The 17,169-nt window shown below is 39.9% G+C and carries 11 protein-coding genes; 6 read left to right on the top strand and 5 right to left on the bottom strand.

The window, feature by feature from the left end; all coding sequences use genetic code 11:
* Positions 1 to 9 precede the first annotated feature (9 nt).
* Complete coding sequence (locus tag IQ282_RS09615; protein WP_194851645.1) at positions 10 to 819, top strand: hypothetical protein; 810 nt, start codon at positions 10 to 12, stop codon at positions 817 to 819.
* Between the two features lie 647 nt (positions 820 to 1,466).
* On the opposite strand, the gene IQ282_RS09610 is transcribed toward IQ282_RS09615, so the two are convergent.
* Both IQ282_RS09610 and IQ282_RS09605 read right to left on the bottom strand, forming a co-directional pair.
* Positions 1,467 to 2,759, bottom strand: coding sequence for an aminopeptidase P family protein (locus IQ282_RS09610; RefSeq protein ID WP_194851644.1), 1,293 nt, complete (start codon positions 2,757 to 2,759; stop codon positions 1,467 to 1,469).
* Between the two features lie 131 nt (positions 2,760 to 2,890).
* Positions 2,891 to 3,700, bottom strand: coding sequence for a DUF6503 family protein (locus IQ282_RS09605; RefSeq protein WP_194851643.1), 810 nt, complete (start codon positions 3,698 to 3,700; stop codon positions 2,891 to 2,893).
* A gap of 124 nt (positions 3,701 to 3,824) precedes the next feature.
* Between IQ282_RS09605 and IQ282_RS09600 the strand changes: the two genes are divergently transcribed.
* Entirely contained in the window at positions 3,825 to 6,695 is a 2,871-nt protein-coding gene (locus IQ282_RS09600; RefSeq protein ID WP_194851642.1) for a WD40/YVTN/BNR-like repeat-containing protein, read from the top strand.
* Between the two features lie 549 nt (positions 6,696 to 7,244).
* On the opposite strand, the gene IQ282_RS09595 is transcribed toward IQ282_RS09600, so the two are convergent.
* From IQ282_RS09595 to IQ282_RS09585, 3 genes are all read right to left on the bottom strand, one after another.
* Entirely contained in the window at positions 7,245 to 8,132 is an 888-nt protein-coding gene (locus IQ282_RS09595) for a M14 family metallopeptidase (RefSeq protein ID WP_194851641.1), read from the bottom strand.
* A gap of 160 nt (positions 8,133 to 8,292) precedes the next feature.
* Complete coding sequence (locus tag IQ282_RS09590; protein ID WP_194851640.1) at positions 8,293 to 9,336, bottom strand: glutathione synthetase; 1,044 nt, start codon at positions 9,334 to 9,336, stop codon at positions 8,293 to 8,295.
* Complete coding sequence (locus tag IQ282_RS09585) at positions 9,333 to 11,192, bottom strand: flavohemoglobin expression-modulating QEGLA motif protein (protein ID WP_194851639.1); 1,860 nt, start codon at positions 11,190 to 11,192, stop codon at positions 9,333 to 9,335. Before IQ282_RS09585 ends, IQ282_RS09590 begins: the two co-directional genes overlap by 4 nt.
* Before the next feature lie 372 nt (positions 11,193 to 11,564).
* On the opposite strand from IQ282_RS09585, the gene IQ282_RS09580 reads away from it, so the two are divergent.
* The 4 genes from IQ282_RS09580 (at position 11,565) to IQ282_RS09565 (ending at position 17,140) form a co-directional block, all read left to right on the top strand.
* Complete coding sequence (locus tag IQ282_RS09580) at positions 11,565 to 12,236, top strand: succinate dehydrogenase cytochrome b subunit (RefSeq protein WP_194851638.1); 672 nt, start codon at positions 11,565 to 11,567, stop codon at positions 12,234 to 12,236.
* 2 nt (positions 12,237 to 12,238) lie between these two features.
* On the top strand, positions 12,239 to 14,242 hold the full coding sequence (locus tag IQ282_RS09575) for a fumarate reductase/succinate dehydrogenase flavoprotein subunit (protein WP_194851637.1): 2,004 nt from the start codon (positions 12,239 to 12,241) through the stop codon (positions 14,240 to 14,242).
* Between the two features lie 54 nt (positions 14,243 to 14,296).
* On the top strand, positions 14,297 to 15,043 hold the full coding sequence (locus tag IQ282_RS09570; RefSeq protein WP_194851636.1) for a succinate dehydrogenase/fumarate reductase iron-sulfur subunit: 747 nt from the start codon (positions 14,297 to 14,299) through the stop codon (positions 15,041 to 15,043).
* A gap of 132 nt (positions 15,044 to 15,175) precedes the next feature.
* Positions 15,176 to 17,140, top strand: coding sequence for a DUF2075 domain-containing protein (locus IQ282_RS09565; protein ID WP_194851635.1), 1,965 nt, complete (start codon positions 15,176 to 15,178; stop codon positions 17,138 to 17,140).
* Positions 17,141 to 17,169 lie beyond the last annotated feature (29 nt).

Raw genomic sequence — 17,169 nt, 5'->3', positions numbered from 1 at the left:
ATAGATCCCATGAAACAGTTTATACTTTTAGCTTTATTTGCAGTTCTTACCGGTCTATCAAGCTGCAAGGATCAGGATTCTTCAGAAACCATGGAAGAAAGTGAACTCTCTGTAGTACCAAACACAGACAGTAGATCAAATGACGTAACTACCTATGAAATAGAGGAAAAGTCGAAAACTACTTCTTCTAGCGCAGTTGATTCTGAAGAACAAACGAAGTCAAATCCAACTACTAATGTAGAGGCGGGAAAAGTTATAACCTCACCTGACGAAACTGAAAAAATAAATACCGCGAAGCCCATAGTTTCAAAGAATTATAAGGCCAGCGTATTAAGTTCTGACGGTATTATTTTATTTGACTCTAGTGGTAGGCAGGATAAACTGAGTTTTGGTCAATCTGCAAGTGGGATTATTGAAAAAATGACTACTTATTTAGGAAAACCTAGTAGCGACGCTATTGAAAACAATTGTAATGGAGCCCAAGTGCACATTGTTAAATGGAATGAATATATCTCGCTCAATTTTAAAGGTACTGGAACCAGTTCAAAACTTTCAGGCTGGAATCTTCAATCCAGAGATAAATATGCTACCCAATTTAAAACAACGAGTGGCCTGACAGTAGGCAAAAAACGCAGTGAGATACCTGCTGTTTCAGATGTAAAACCTATTAAAACCTCTCTGGGTTATTTAGAGAAAACAGAGTCATTGAACGCCATATTTTCCACGTCTGAAAAGGATGCTGTATTGACTTATTTATTTGCAGGAGTGAATTGTTATGCTATTGAAGAAGGTGTTACTCCCGAGAGTGACAAGAATTAAATTTTCTGACAAACGACTGGCTTGTCTGTAGCTGTGCTTCTGCTCCGCTCAGCAAACAGCTCCAGGCTCACTGACGTATGACAAATGACTTAGTAAGGGTGGAATGAATTCCGCCCCAGAGAATAAGATGTTGCTCTGAAACTGAGTTCCAATTTTTTTGACGAACGACAGGATTGTTCGGAGCTGTACTTTGGTTCCACTCAGCAACCAGGTCCAGGCTCTGACGTATGACCTAAGACTAATAAATATGCTTCCGTTTTTTCTGGTAGAGCGGATTGAATCACGCCCCTGAGAATAAAGTTTTGATCTTGGGCTGCAATCCAGCGGTCTTGATGTATGATACAAGAATATCAGAGCTGATGCAAAGGCGTCTTTTCATAGGGGTAGATTTAAATCTACCCCTATGAAAAGAAAAAACGGCTGTTCAAAAAGAACAGCCGTTTTTGCATTTGTAAGTCGTAAAATAAATATCCTCTGTTCTAGGTTACAAGAGGTCCCCCAAGAAACGTAAGTCGCCTTAGGTCAAACGGCGGTTGTCAAAATCCTCACGACAAGACTGTCTTAAATCTTACATCACAAGAATTCCCACAGGGAACGCAAGTCGTGTTACGTCAAACATCGGTCTTCAACCCGTCAACCGTCAGGATTTATGAATTCATCAACTCCTCAATCTCGTCTGCTTCAATGGGAATATCGCCCATCAAATTCACCGGATCCCCTTTTTCCTGAATGACGAGGTCATCTTCCAATCGGATGCCAAATCCTTCTTCTGGAATGTAGATTCCCGGCTCTACCGTGAACACATTTCCCGCTTGCATAGGTTCCCATAGCAATCCATAATCATGCGTGTCCAGACCTATATGATGCGACGTTCCATGCATGAAGTACTTCTTATAGGCTGGCCAGTCCTTATCCTCATTTTTGACATCTGCCTTATCAAGTAAGCCTAATCCTAACAATTCACTCGTCATCAAATTGCCCACTTCAACGTGATATTCTTTCCATAGATTTCCTGGAACCAGCATTTTTTGTGCGGCTTCTTTAACTCTATTTACGGCATTGTAAACTTCTTTTTGACGTTTAGTAAATTTCCCATTTACAGGAATTGTACGCGACATATCTGCAGAATAATTTGCATAAGTGGCACCTACATCCATTAATATCAAATCGCCATCCTTACATTCATTTTTGTTCTCAATGTAGTGCAGCACATTTGCGCTGTTACCACTGGCAATAATAGGTGTGTAAGCAAAACCATCGCTACGGCTCTTGATAAACTCATGCAGAAACTCTGCCTCAATCTCATATTCCATAACTCCTGGCTTCACAAAGTTCAAGACTCTGCGTAAACCAGAATTCGTAATATCACAGGCGTTTTGCATCAATTCAATCTCTAGCGGGTGCTTCACCGCACGCAAACGTTGCATGATCGGTGCACTTTTAGCATAGTTGTGAGCTGGAAATTGCGCTTTGGTTTTGAGGATAAAACGATCCTCGCGCGTCTGCATTTCTACTGACTGACGATAATGCTCGTTTGTGTTGAAATAGATGGTTTCTGCCTGAACCATCATTTCAAAAAACTTCTTGTCAAAATCTTTAAGCCAGTAAATCGTATCGATTCCCGTGACCTCTGTTGCAGTTTCTTTAGTCAGCTTCTCGCCTTCCCATACGGCAATATGTTCGTTCGTTTCCGTTACAAAAAGAACCTCGCGATGGGCTGGATCTGGGCAATCTGGAAACAAAACTAGAATTGTATCTTCTTGATCTGCACCGCTTAAATAAAATATGTCGCGATGCTGTTTGAAGGGCATGGTACTGTCTGCTCCCGTTTTAAAAACATCGTTAGAATTGAACGCTGCAAGACTTTTAGGCTTCATTTGGGCCATAAAATTCTTACGATTCGTCTTGAAAAGTGTGTTGTCTATTTGTTTGTATTTCATGAAATATTATTTATTGTTAATAGGCTTTGGTTTGAGTTCGCTTTCGCGAAAGCGAATTGATTCAACATTCTAACTATTGCCAACTCAAAAGAAAGCAGAGTAGTTTATGATTTAAGCACTGTCACGAGGAACTATTCATTCACAAAAACACCAGCGCTGGGTTTTTCATACATGGAATTATCCATGGCAGCGGCGTCAATGTCCACCTTGGTAAATTTTCTTGCTGGTCCACTAGGCTCCGTAGGTTTTCCATTCTCCACGTTGTACCAAGTCAATTCTTCAGGCAATAAAAGCCCGTTGATTTCCTGCCACTTATTATAGTTGATGTAGCTCAATTTATCAGATTTGCCCTCTTTACCATAGGTCACCGTATAACTCAACCACGCCATTTGTTTTGTGGAAGGATCGTAATAAAGGATGTATTCATCATCTGGAGAGTTGCCGATTCCTGCGTCATAACTCACTTTAATACCGGGATAACTAACGCCATTCATTTCTAGAGCAGGCACGTCTGTATAGGTAATTCCATCGTCTGCGAGGACAAAAGGCATTGCATAGAAATAGAACATAAGATTATAATAGAACTCTGCACGCTCCGGTTTAAAATAGGTGCTGTCTTGTTGCAGCCATATCTTTTCACCATCAAAACCTAAATCATACTTCTCGGTTTTAATAAAGGTTTTACGGGTCTTGAGATCAATGGTTTGAACTTCATCTTTATTCTCTCCAGGCATGGTAAAAGTCAAACTATGCATATTATTCCACTTTTCTAGACCACCGTGAGCGGCAAAAACGTCTTGCAAATTTTGGGAATATTTGCCCATATTGACTGGTTGTACTTCCATTTCTACAGGATTTGAGTCCTTTAAATCTTTGTCAGTCTGCTCTCTACAGCTTACCAGCAATAGAATAGCAAGTAATGGGAGGACTAGTTTACTCATAGAAAAGAAGTTATCTTTCAAAATTAAGCAGACCATCAAGCATTACTGTTATAATAATTGTAAATGACCTAGTTTCCAAAACAATAATAGCTTGCTTATCTTCACGCTACCTAAAGTTTACCAAATGAAATACCCATTACTCGCCGTCTCACTTATTTTAAGTTCCGCGCTTTTTGCGCAACAACCCACGCCTGCAGCGCAGGTTTTAGAAGGTGTTGAAAGCCTGCAAACCGATGCGGAAAACTCTTTTTACAAAAATCTAAAATTTGATAATATAGGTCCGACAGTAATGTCTGGACGTGTAGTTGATGTAGATGTAAATCCAGTGGATCCCACTGAAATAATGGTTGCTTATGCCAGTGGTGGTCTATGGCATACTAAAAATAACGGTACAAGCTTTACTCCTATTATGGATAACGCCGGTACTATCAATCTAGGAGATATTGCGGTAGACTGGCAGTCTAAAACCATCTGGGCAGGTACTGGAGAAAATAATTCTAGCCGCAGTAGTTATGCCGGAATTGGTGTTTTAAAATCAACAGATTGGGGCAAGACGTGGAGCAAACCTATGTTACCTGCTTCTCAACACATCGGACGCATTTTGATCGATCCAAAAAATGCAGATCACGTTGTGGTAGCGGTAACCGGACCTTTATATTCCTTAAGTGATGATCGTGGGATTTATATTACTATGGATGGAGGGTCTACATGGAACAGAACCTTAGAGGGAACAAATATGGCAGGTTTCATAGATCTAGCAACGGTTCCTAATAATTTCAACATTATGTATGCTACAAGTTGGGAAAAGGATCGAAAAGCCTGGAATTTTGATGGAGATGGGGACGCGAGTGCAATTTACAAAAGCACCGATGCTGGTCAGACTTGGAATAAAATATCTACAGAAGCAAGCGGTTTCCCAACCGGCAGCGGCGTGGGAAGAATAGGCCTAGCTGTTTATGATGAGAACACTATTTATGCACTTCATGATTCCCAGTTTAGAAGAGACAAAGTGGAGGATGACGCTTCCGCGAAAGCGAGCTCTTCTCAATCCTTAAACAAGTCAGATTTTCAGGGAATGACCATGGATGCATTTTTATCCTTAGAAGATAAAACGCTGAACGAATACCTAAAGGAAAATGGTTTTCATGAAAAATACCGCGCTCAGAACGTAAAGAACATGATACGTGGTGGTATGGCTAAACCAGCGGACCTCTCCTTATATCTGGAAGATGCAAACACCCAACTTTTTGACACACCCGTTAAAGGTGCAGAGCTATATAGATCTGATAATGGCGGGAAAACCTGGGTAAAAACACATGAGGGTCAATTAGATGATGTGTTTTATAGCTACGGGTATTATTTTGGAGAAGTAAGAGTGGATCCTAGTGATGTTCAAAAGTTATATGTTATGGGTGTTCCCATTATAAAGTCTGCAGATGGTGGAAAAAATTGGGTCAATATTTCTCGAGAAAATGTTCATGCAGACCATCATGCATTATGGGTGAACCCTAATAAAGGTGGTCATTTGATCAATGGAAATGACGGTGGATTAAATATTTCTTATGACGATGGGGAAACCTGGATTAAAAATAACTCCCCTAGCGTGGGTCAGTTTTACTACATCAATTATGATATGGAAGAACCCTATAACGTTTATGGTGGTTTGCAAGATAACGGCGTCTGGGTAGGTGCAAATAATGCTCGTGAGGATCGCTCCTGGCAACAACAGGGTCAGTATCCATGGGAATCCATTATGGGTGGCGATGGAATGCAGGTACAGATCGATTCCAGAAATAAAGATATTGTTTATACCGGGTTCCAATTCGGTAATTATTATCGCCTCAATAGAAAAACTGGAGAGCGTGCTTATATCCAACCCAAACACGAACTGGGTGAATCGCCGTATCGTTTCAACTGGCAGACTCCTATCTTGCTGAGCTCCCATAATCAGGATGTTTTATATTTAGGTGGTAATAAGTTACACCGTAGCATGAACCAGGGAACTGACTTTACAACTATTTCTCCTGATTTGACACAAGGTGGAAAGGAAGGTAATGTGGCTTATGGTACGCTAACAGCTATCAGTGAATCTCCTTTCCAATTTGGAATGATTTATACCGGTTCCGATGATGGATTAGTGCAATTAACGAAAGATGGAGGTGCAAATTGGACCAAACTAAATGGCGACTGGCCATCGGATTTGTGGGTAAGCAGGGTCGTTGCTTCCCAGCATAAAAAAGATCGCGTTTATGTAACCTTAAATAATTACCGTGCAGATGATTTTACTCCTTATGTATATATGAGTGAAAATGCAGGACAGACCTGGACAAACATAAGTACTGGATTACCTGTTTCTCCCGTAAATGTAATTATCGAGCATCCATCTGATGAAAATATGATTTTTGTGGGAACTGATAATGCTGTTTGGGTGGCAGAGCAAGCAGGAGCATGGTCCCTCTTAAATGCAGATATGCCGCCAGTTGCTGTGCATGACTTAAAAATCCAACCCAAATCCAACGATCTTTTAGTTGGAACTCACGGTCGATCTATATACAAAGCAAATCTGGATGCCTTGTCTTTAATAAAAGCTGGGTCTGAGGAAAAAGTAACGGGATATACCAGTAAGAAGCTTAAGATAGCAGCTGTAAATGGCTTTAGAGCTTCCAGTCGTTACGGTAGTACTCGATTTCTGAGCGATGAAAGTCCAGAACCTTCTGTTGAAATTTCCTATTACAGCCCAGAAGCAGGTAAAACAAAACTGGAAGTGATGAATGCTGAAGGCAAAACCATACAAGAATTCACAATCGATAGCGATGCGGGATTGAATTTCTATGAATACGATGGATCGGTTTCTGAATCTGGAGTGAAGCGTTTTGATAAAAAAGATTCTCCCAAAAAAGGAGATAATGGAAGGTATTACTTGCCGGCTGGAAAGTATACTGTGAAATTGAGCGGGAAGGGCGGGAGCGCTGTGGAGAGTCTGGAGGTGAAATAGGATTTACTATACCCATTTTTTATAGAAATAGGAAAGGTGAATTCGTGGCGATAGCCACAATGACGAATAGGTTGAAGTTAAGTGAGCTTAATCTGGAGTTCAGGTTTTTCATCTTAAGGATTCGCCGTAAACCGTTCGTGATTGTTTTGTCGTACACGACAACAATCTATTTTATGCTTTAGACACGCAAAAGAACGTAGGATGCAGTCCCAATAGTTATGGGAATAGGCAAGGAACCTTTGGCATACATTATTTCATAAGGGTGGACTTAAGTCCATCCTTATGAAATAAATATTAAAACTCCTTTCATAGAAATAGGAAAGGTGGATTCGTGCCTTTCGCCACAAAGACGCATAGGTTGAAGTTCCACAGAGCTTGAATGGATTTTAAGAACTAGGTTCAAAACTTAGAACAACTTCAACCACTCTTGGTTGTTTTGCATAGACGACAACAACCTGTCCACGCCTATTTTTTGCAAATGATCCATTATTTTTCCATCATTGGTTTTCATAAGGGCAGGCTTGAGCCTGCCCTTATGAAATAAAAGCGTCACACCTCTTCAATCACAAAAAAGCCATCATTTCCCTGTCCTTGATACAGTGGCATAAAAATGAAAGCATCCCAGGTGCTTTTGAGTTCGATGCCATTGCTAGTCGCGAGGATTTCCCCTTTGGAGATTTTTTGGAAATTGTCAAAACCTAATTTCATTTTGAAATCGTCCCCTTCCCTAATCTCGTGTCTGTGGATAATTTCAAAAGTCTTTTGATCTGGCGCATCATTTTTCAAGCTTTCCACACATTGAGGATACGTTGCAATTCTTGACAAAGCGAGTCCGCAGGCTTCTTTAAGCATTAACCAGATCATGCTTTGGTGGTGTTTTTCAGATGCTGGATCATCGTGTTGTCCGGCCTCAAAAGTAAATCCAGTCAGTCCACGATCCGTAAAATAATGATCGATGCTGCCATTGACAATATCGCTGAAACCACGAACGATATAGGTCGGGAATTTATGCGCCCACTCGTCATTATCATTCTTTACTTGAACTGACATGTAGGGCGCACTCCGGGATGATGTCGTGTGACAATCCAGGAAATAAGCTTTATGCCCTCGATGATGAGCAAGTTCCATGTCAAGAATCTCGATGATTTCTTCCATCTCCAGTTCTTCGTTGGTGTCTTTGATGAGTTTGACGATTTTCTTGGGTTTCCAGGTTCTGTTTAAATCCTCGTCTATATATCTGACCGCCTTTTGTAGGGCGACTTTATTTCCTCGCAGCCCTATTAAAGTCCCATTTATAGAGGCATTGCTGGCTCTCAATTGTTTGAAAACTTCTTCTAGTGCTCGTACGCCGCTGGGTTCATTGCCGTGCACTGCCGCAGTTACAAAAACCAGCGGCCCGTCGCCTTTGCTGCTATATCTATCTATTATTCGCTTCATTATTTATTGTTTTGGAGGTCATATTTTCACTAAATGAAATTCTCAATGTTTTCGATTTCATACTGCAATTCGTAGGGTAAAGTCTCTTATATGAGTCCGCTTTCGCGAAAGCGAACTCAACACAAAGCGAGCAAAATCTCAGAGTTTTACCCTACCATTTTTAATCCATTGCCGCCAAAACTTTGTTGCTCAATTCACCCTGGTATTTTTCTCTATAGTGCACCTTGTGCTCAATCGCCTCGATAATACTCTTAGAAAAATCTGGTAAACCGATGTCTTTGAAACGTTCCAAACCGCCCGGACTGAGAAGGTTGATCTCGATCAATTTATCATCTACAATATCCAGGCCGACGAAAAACAGGCCGTCCTTGATCAATTTAGGCGCGACAATGTCCACAATTTCTTGCATGGCGGGCGTCAATTCACTGCTGTCTGCCGTTGCTCCCAAAGAAAAATTACTACGGAACTCTCCTTCACTAGCCACTCTGCGGATAATTCCTTTCTTGCCATCTTCTTCCACAACTCTTCCATTGAGCAACAAAACGCGCACGTCGCCATGCTTTACTTCTGGAAGGAATTCCTGTGCAATCACATAACCCTCCCGCGCAATAGTCTCAATAATCTGGGTAATATTCTTCTCGTGCTTGTCGATCATATATACATTCTGGCCACCAGAACCTTCCAGCGGCTTGAGCACCATTTTATTGCCCATTTCCTCATAAAATTTCATCAAACGATCCTTATCGCGAGTAATAATGCTCTTAGGTTTGATATATTCTGGCAGCGTTTCAAAATAGAGTTTGTCTATAAAAGCGTTAGCCAACGTATGTGCATCGTTTAATACTAAAACGCCACTATCCTGAATCATCTGACCAAATCCAATTCCCGAAAACTCTGCCCACTGTCGTTCTCCTGATTCTTCTGTAGGGTTGTTTCTTAGGAATAATACATCCAGATCTGTGGAGTTGAAAAACTCTGGTTTTTTGCCTTGAAGGTATTCTAGGGTTTCATCTGGCGAGCGTTTTTTAGCAGATTTCGGAATCTTAACCGCTTCTATTTCGATAGGTCCGTTACTATTAAAGGTAAAGCCGCCCACACCGCAGACGTAAACCTCATGCTTACGGTCATGAGCCTGAGTAATTAGGCGGATGCTGGAGCCGCTTTTTTCAGTAGCTATCGCACTTAATACAAAACATATTTTCATTTTTTTATCATTTGGGCAAGATAGGTTCCTGCAGTTGTTTCTTTCATCTGGTCTTTATAGCAATCCATTTGCAGGTATCGTGGTTTTATCACCGGTGCTATCAACACTTGTCGTTCTATTAATTCCTGAATAATATTTACATGATGGAGCGCAAATTTCCCAGATAACAATAGTTCCAGATCACCACCAGAATTTAGGTAATGGCGCAATTGCACAAATCCTTTTAGGTAAATAATATCTTTCAAAAACCCGCCACCCTGAAACATTCTAGAGACGATATTGAACGCGCGATCCTTGCTGAATCCATAGGTGTTTTTAAGCAAGTCAAACATATCCTTAAAATTGCAGCCTTGCATTAAAGCATCGCCAGCAACAACACGGCCAGCAAGCGTTCGCAATCTGTTAGGGGTGATGGAGCCACTTAAAAACTCAGACATCACCGCAAGACCTTCCTGCAATGTGTCATAGTCTGCCAGACCTGCTTTTAGCTGAGATAAAGGTTGTTTTGAACCATTATAGTATGTCAAAACGTGAGTTCCTATCTCGTGTTGTAGCAATGCATTTGCCTCCTTATGCGTTAACTTATAGTTCTTAGGTAAGTAGAATTCACCCTGTGAGACCATCATCACGTTGAGATCCTCTTTAATATGAACTTTACTTTGAAATCCAGAGTCCTGTTTTTTAAAGAAATTAAATTCTTGTTGCACCAGTTCTTTAAATTGAAAGGCATTTATCAACTCTGATGGATCGGGCTCTTGTTCTTCTGGAAGAATGGAAAGAATATTTTCGGCTTCTTTTTTAAGGTCTTTTTCCACCCCATGAAATAATCTTATGCTGCTGTAGAAAAAGTTTCTGCTACCTCGCTCTTTAAGCATTGATAGTTGTTTGTCAAGTTCTTCCCGTTTTTCACTGTATAAGAAGGCCAGCGCCGGGTCGTCAATTTCATCAATACGTAAATTAAAAAGTTTGCGCTTAAGCCGGTCAGGATCTACAGGCAACAATCTATAATGGTAGTCTGGAACTTCTTTAAAACCACTCTCAAAAAATGTTTCCCTTATGTTGTTAATATTAACCGGAGCAACTAACATTAATAGACTAAATGAGGATTCAATATCTGTGAGCTGTTTGTCCAGCTTATATAATTCTTCATGAATATTCCTTTTCCCAATAGCCGAAAAACTGGGAATTCCAGAAGTCGTCTGCACCCGTATGAATTCAAAAATTGCCTTCTGCAATGCTCTAGAAAAATGATCGCGGAATCTTCTAAAAAATACGGGAAACAAAACACCCTGAGAACTGCGATAAACCGGCGGAACTTCTATATGAATTAATGTAGCACCACAATCAAGAACCTCGTCACTAGAACATGGCAAAACCGAAACACCTTCTACAGCAACCACTTCATTATCCACGGTTACCCCTAAATATGGGGCCTCATCGCTTACTCTAATCTTATGTAATTCATGTTTCAATGCTTCCATCGAGGCAGGCAAACGGGACTCTGGTGCATGAATCTTAAAATCTGTTGAGCCATAGCTGCCACTATAAATATCGACGATCAGGAACGCATTGTGTTTGCTGGTCATTGCTTCACTAACTTGAGTAATTAGCTTGCCATATTCAAAAGCAGAAACGTCTCCTATAATAAGGTATGACGCACCACTTTTTGCCAGTCTCTTTGTCCCGGCATCATTAGGTTTTATTCTGTGAAGGAATAAAAACGGTAGCTCTGGTTCTAGATGTATAAACCCTTGCCCTGGAATTTCAAACATGCTGCGCAGCCCGTTAGAAATATTTTCCATCACGCTATTAAAGGTGTCATCTTCTGAAGTAGAAATCGCTGTATTACTAGTCAAACTGATAATTCTTTGTGATTTACTGACACAAATTACTAGATTTCCCAATTGCGGTAGCCGCGTTTATAGTTTCTTTAATACATTAAACAGGTTTTCCAAAGTCTCCTATTAGAACGGAATGTCGTTTTCTGAAATCTGTTTTTTTCAGGAGTTCGCTTTCGCGAAAGCGGAAGGATTTAGAAAGAACAGACGACATTCAACAATGTAATTTGAGCACAAAATGTTCGACTGAAACCTTGTAAAGGAATAATCTAAGGCTCAGGAATTATTAAGATTGAATCCAAATAATGCTAGCAAAACCGATATTACAAAGGCCTTAATTGAATATGGCAGCATTCGCCACTATCTTTGCACTAAATTAAAAACCAATACATGAGCGCATTAGTAAAATCTTCTCTTGCACGTAAATGGGTTATGGCACTTTCAGGTTTATTCCTGGTTGTTTTTCTAACTCAGCACTTTACCATCAACATTACTTCAGTCATTGCCCCAGATACTTTTAATGAGTGGTCACACTTTATGGGCTACAACCCGCTGGTGCAATTTATATTGCAACCCATCCTTATTGCAGGTGTAATTGTTCACTTTATAATGGGAATTGTTCTTGAAATTAGAAATAATAAAGCACGCCCTATAAAATACAAGAGATTTGATGGAAACTCTAACTCCACCTGGGTGTCTAGAAATATGATCTACACAGGAGCCGTGGTTTTGGCTTTTCTAGGATTGCATTTTTATGACTTTTGGATTCATGAAATAGATTATAAATACATTACTGTAGGTGTAGAGGATCCTACAAGATATATTGAGGAATTAAGAGAGAAATTTGTAGATCCAGTGAGAACATGGATTTACGTAGGATCATTTGTTTTATTAGCACTTCACTTGTGGCACGGGTTCAACAGCTCTTTCCAATCAATGGGTGTGAAAAGCGTAAAACAGGGTGATGGGTTTAGAAAATTCACTTATGCATGGGCTATTTTGATCCCGGCAGGATTTGTTTTTATCGCTCTTTACCATCATTTTAATCATATAGCAGCATAATTATGGCAGTTTTAGATTCAAAAGTACCCGAAGGACCTTTAGATGAAAAGTGGGTCAATCATAAAAATAATATCAACCTTGTAAACCCGGCAAACAAACGTAACATTGATGTTATCGTTGTGGGAACCGGACTTGCGGGCAGCTCTGCTGCTGCAACATTAGGTGAATTAGGATATAACGTAAAAACATTTTGCTACAATGACTCGCCACGTCGTGCGCACTCGATTGCAGCACAAGGGGGAATTAATGCCGCAAAAAATTATCAAGGTGATGGTGATTCAAACTATCGCTTATTTTACGACACTATAAAGGGTGGTGATTACCGCTCTAGAGAAGCAAACACCTACCGACTGGCAGAGGTTTCTTCTAATATTATTGACCAGTGTGTGGCTCAAGGAGTTCCTTTTGCCCGTGAATATGGTGGATTGCTAGACAATCGCTCTTTTGGTGGGGTTCTAGTTTCCAGAACCTTTTATGCCGCTGGACAGACAGGACAACAGCTATTACTAGGAGCTTATTCCTCGTTAAATAGACAGATCAACCGCGGTAAAGTGGTTCCTTTTAACCGTCACGAGATGTTAGATCTTGTGATCGTGGATGGTAAAGCTCGTGGGATTATCGCCCGTAATCTAGTCACAGGCGAGATCGAACGTCATGGTGCTCATGCAGTGGTAATCGCTTCTGGTGGTTATGGAAATGTATTTTTCCTATCCACTAATGCTATGGGAAGTAATGTTATGGCAGCATGGAGAACGCACCGTCGTGGTGCTTACTTTGCAAATCCTTGCTACACACAGATTCACCCTACTTGTATTCCAGTAAGTGGCGAGCATCAATCAAAATTAACCCTTATGTCAGAATCGTTGAGAAATGATGGGCGTATTTGGGTTCCCAAAAAAGAAGAAGACGCACAGGCAATACGCGATGGTAAGAAACGTGGCGTTGACCTTAAGGAAGAGGATAGAGATTATTATCTGGAACGTCGTTATCCAGCATTTGGTAACCTCGTACCTAGAGATGTAGCTTCTAGAGCGGCCAAAGAGCGTTGTGATGCAGGATTTGGTGTAAATAAAACGGGTAATGCTGTTTATCTTGATTTTGAAGCAGCGTTCAAACGTTACGGGAAAGTGGAAGCATTAACTCATGGTCATAAGAATCCTTCTGAGGAGGAAATGATCAAATTGGGTAAAGAAGTGATCAAGAAAAAGTATGGTAATTTATTTGATATGTATCAAAACATAGCAGATGAGAATCCTTATGAAGTGCCTATGAAGATTTTCCCAGCTGTTCACTATACTATGGGCGGACTTTGGGTAGATTATAACTTACAAACGACTATTCCGGGATGTTTTGCTGCTGGAGAAGCTAACTTCTCTGATCACGGTGCAAACCGTCTGGGAGCAAGTGCATTAATGCAAGGTCTTGCTGATGGATATTTTGTATTACCTTATACTATAGGTGATTACCTGTCACATGAAATACGTACTGGAGAGATTTCTACCGATACGCCAGAATTTGAGCAAGCGGAAAAAGATACCAGAGGACGTATCGAGAAACTGATGAATGCTACTGGCACGCATTCTGTAGATTATTATCATAAGAAACTAGGTCTTATCATGTGGAACAAATGTGGGATGTCCCGTAATGCTCCAGACTTGAGATCTGCCATGGATGAAATAAGCGAATTAAGAGCTGATTTCTGGAAAAACGTAAAAGTTTCTGGAAGTGCAGATACTAAAAACCAAGAGCTAGAGAAAGCCGGCCGTGTAGCTGACTTTCTAGAACTGGGTGAGCTGTTTGCAAAAGACGCATTGGATCGTAACGAAAGTTGTGGTGGTCACTTCCGGGAGGAATATCAGACTGAGGATGGTGAGGCGTTGCGTGATGATGAAAACTACGCTTACGTTGCTGCATGGGGTTACAACGAGAATCCTCGTGACTCAGAATTGCACAAAGAAGAGCTCATATTTGACAATGTGGAGCTTAAAACTAGATCGTACAAATAAGACTTTAATGAGTTCGCTTTCGCGAAAGCGGAATACATTTTAATACATTATAACATGAAACTGAATCTAAAAATCTGGAGACAAGAAGGGCCTAAAGTAAAAGGTAAATTAGTGGATTATCCACTGGATGGCGTTGATGGCGACATGTCTTTTCTTGAAATGATGGATATCTTGAACGAGAAATTGATCAATGAAGGGGATATTCCCGTTGAATTTGACCATGACTGTCGTGAGGGAATCTGTGGTTCCTGTAACATGATGATCAATGGAGAACCTCATGGACCTCAAAAGCTGACTACTACTTGTCAATTGCACATGCGTAAATTTAGTGATGGAGATACGATAACTATTGAACCCTGGAGAGCTAAAGCGTTTCCAGTCATAAAGGACTTGATTGTTGATCGCTCTGCTTTTGATAGAATTCAGCAAGCTGGTGGGTATATTTCTGTAAATACATCAGGAAATACTCAGGATGCCAACTCTATTCCTATAGAAAAATCAAAAGCTGATGAAGCATTTTGGTCTGCGACTTGTATAGGTTGTGGCGCATGTGTTGCTGCTTGTAAAAATGCAAGTGCTATGCTGTTTACCAGTGCAAAAATCTCTCAGTTTGCTTTATTGCCACAAGGAGAACTTGAAGCTACAGAACGTGTGGAAGCGATGGTTCGTCAGATGGATGAAGAAGGATTTGGTAACTGTTCAAACACTGGAGCTTGTATGGTTGAGTGTCCTAAAGGAATTAAACTTGAGAATATCGCTCGTATGAACCGCGAGTACCTGAAAGCGGAAGTTGTAGGGTAATAGCTTCCAATTAAACTTTTTAATAAATTCCTGTTATCTTTAGATAACAGGAATTTTTTTTGATGGAAACATAAATTAAGAAGCTTATGAATCATCAATCTTATATATTCGTTTGATAAATTAAATTGAAATATGAAAAGAGCCTACTATTCAAATTCAATTAATGCATTTTTAGAAGATCCAGAATCCAGCATTTTAGGAGAACTAACATCGAACCATAGCAACAGAACCCTTGAAGAGCTTCAAATTAATGCTTGGAAAAAACAGATCCTTATTCTAAAGGATCAATTAAAAGGCATCAAAGGCGAGGTGTACTTTGAATTTGCCATTCCCAGAATGGGAAAACGGGTGGATAACATCATTATTATTCACAATATTGCTTTTATTATAGAATTCAAAGTGGGTGACTCCAATTATTCAAAGAATGCTGTCGAGCAAACTATTGATTATACTATTGATTTAAAAAACTTTCATGAAGGTAGCCACCATATAAAATTAATACCTGTTTTAGTCTCCACCAATGCCAGTCCGATAAATGTGTTAAAAACAGATGTCATAAACTATCTCGATGTTTTGAAAACCAATCCAACCAACTTATCTAAGCTGGTTTTGAACTATATCAATTACGATCAAAACCCGATAGATATCGATCGTTGGGAAAATTCTATTTACAAACCTACTCCTACTATAGTAGAAGCTGCCAAAGCACTTTATAAAGGCCATGATGTATCAGAAATCACGCGTTCAGATTCAGGTGCGATAAACTTATCCAAAACCACTCAATGTATTAATTCGATAATCAGAGATTCTAAAGAGCAAGCGAAAAAGTCTATATGCTTTATCACCGGTGTACCTGGCGCTGGAAAAACATTAGCAGGACTTAATATTGCAGTAGAAAGAATGAAAGTTGATGAAGATGAGCATGCAGTTTTTTTGTCCGGTAATGGTCCATTGGTTGCAGTTCTTAGGGAAGCATTAACTAGAGATAAGGTAGTCACAGCAAGAGAAAAAAATGAAAAGGTAACTAAAAAACAAGCTGCAATAAAAGCTAATACTTTCATACAAAACATTCATCATTTCAGAGATGATAACTTGCAATCCAATCATGCGCCTATAGAAAAAGTAGTCGTTTTTGATGAAGCTCAACGGGCCTGGGATAACAAACAGGTAAGTTCCTTCATGAAAAGAAAAAAAGGAATTGAGGATTTTGACATGTCAGAACCAGAGTTTTTGATAGACGTTATGAATAGACATTCCGACTGGTGTACTATCGTTTGTTTGATAGGTGGAGGCCAAGAGATTAATACAGGGGAAGCTGGTCTCAAGGAATGGATCAACTCCCTGAAAAATCATTTTCTAGATTGGAATGTCCATTACTCTGAGTCCATTCTAAATAGCACTAATTATTTAAAAAAAGCCCTCACCAGAGATTGGCTCAAGAATAACGGTAATAGCGAGTTAGAATTACACCTAGCCATTTCAATTAGATCGTTTAGAACTGAAAATCTATCTAGCTTTATTCATGAATTACTGGAATTAAATAAGGAAAAAGCTAACTGTATTTTTCAAGAAATTAAAAGTGTCTATCCGATTGTGATCACTCGCGATCTGGAAAAAGCTAAAACCTGGTTGAGAAATAAGGTTAAAGGAAGTGAGAGAATTGGAATCATTGCATCATCAGGAGCCAGAAGGTTAAGACCGTTAGGCATCGATGTCAAAAACGAAATTTCTGCCTCTAACTGGTTTTTGAATGACAAAAAAGATATAAGATCTTCCTATTTTTTAGAGGACGTTGCAACAGAGTTTGATATCCAAGGATTAGAAATTGATTGGGCTCTAGTTGCGTGGGGTGCGAATTTTCACATAGATCACGAAGCATGGAAGTATCAAAGTTTCAAGGGCACTAAATGGCAAAATATCAACAAAGAAATCGATAAAGAATATTTGAAGAACACATACAGAGTACTCTTAACTAGAGCGAGACAAGGAGTTGTAATATACTTGCCGGAAGGTGACCCAATTGATCATACCAGACCGAAAGTTTTTTATGATGGAACTTTCAATTTTTTAGTAGATTTAGGAATACCGGTTCTATAATATAGATTTTAAATATTAGTTATGACAGC

The organism is Nonlabens antarcticus (genome assembly GCF_015356755.1).
Classification (GTDB): domain Bacteria; phylum Bacteroidota; class Bacteroidia; order Flavobacteriales; family Flavobacteriaceae; genus Nonlabens; species Nonlabens antarcticus.
This window is presented reverse-complemented; position numbering and strand designations above follow the sequence as displayed.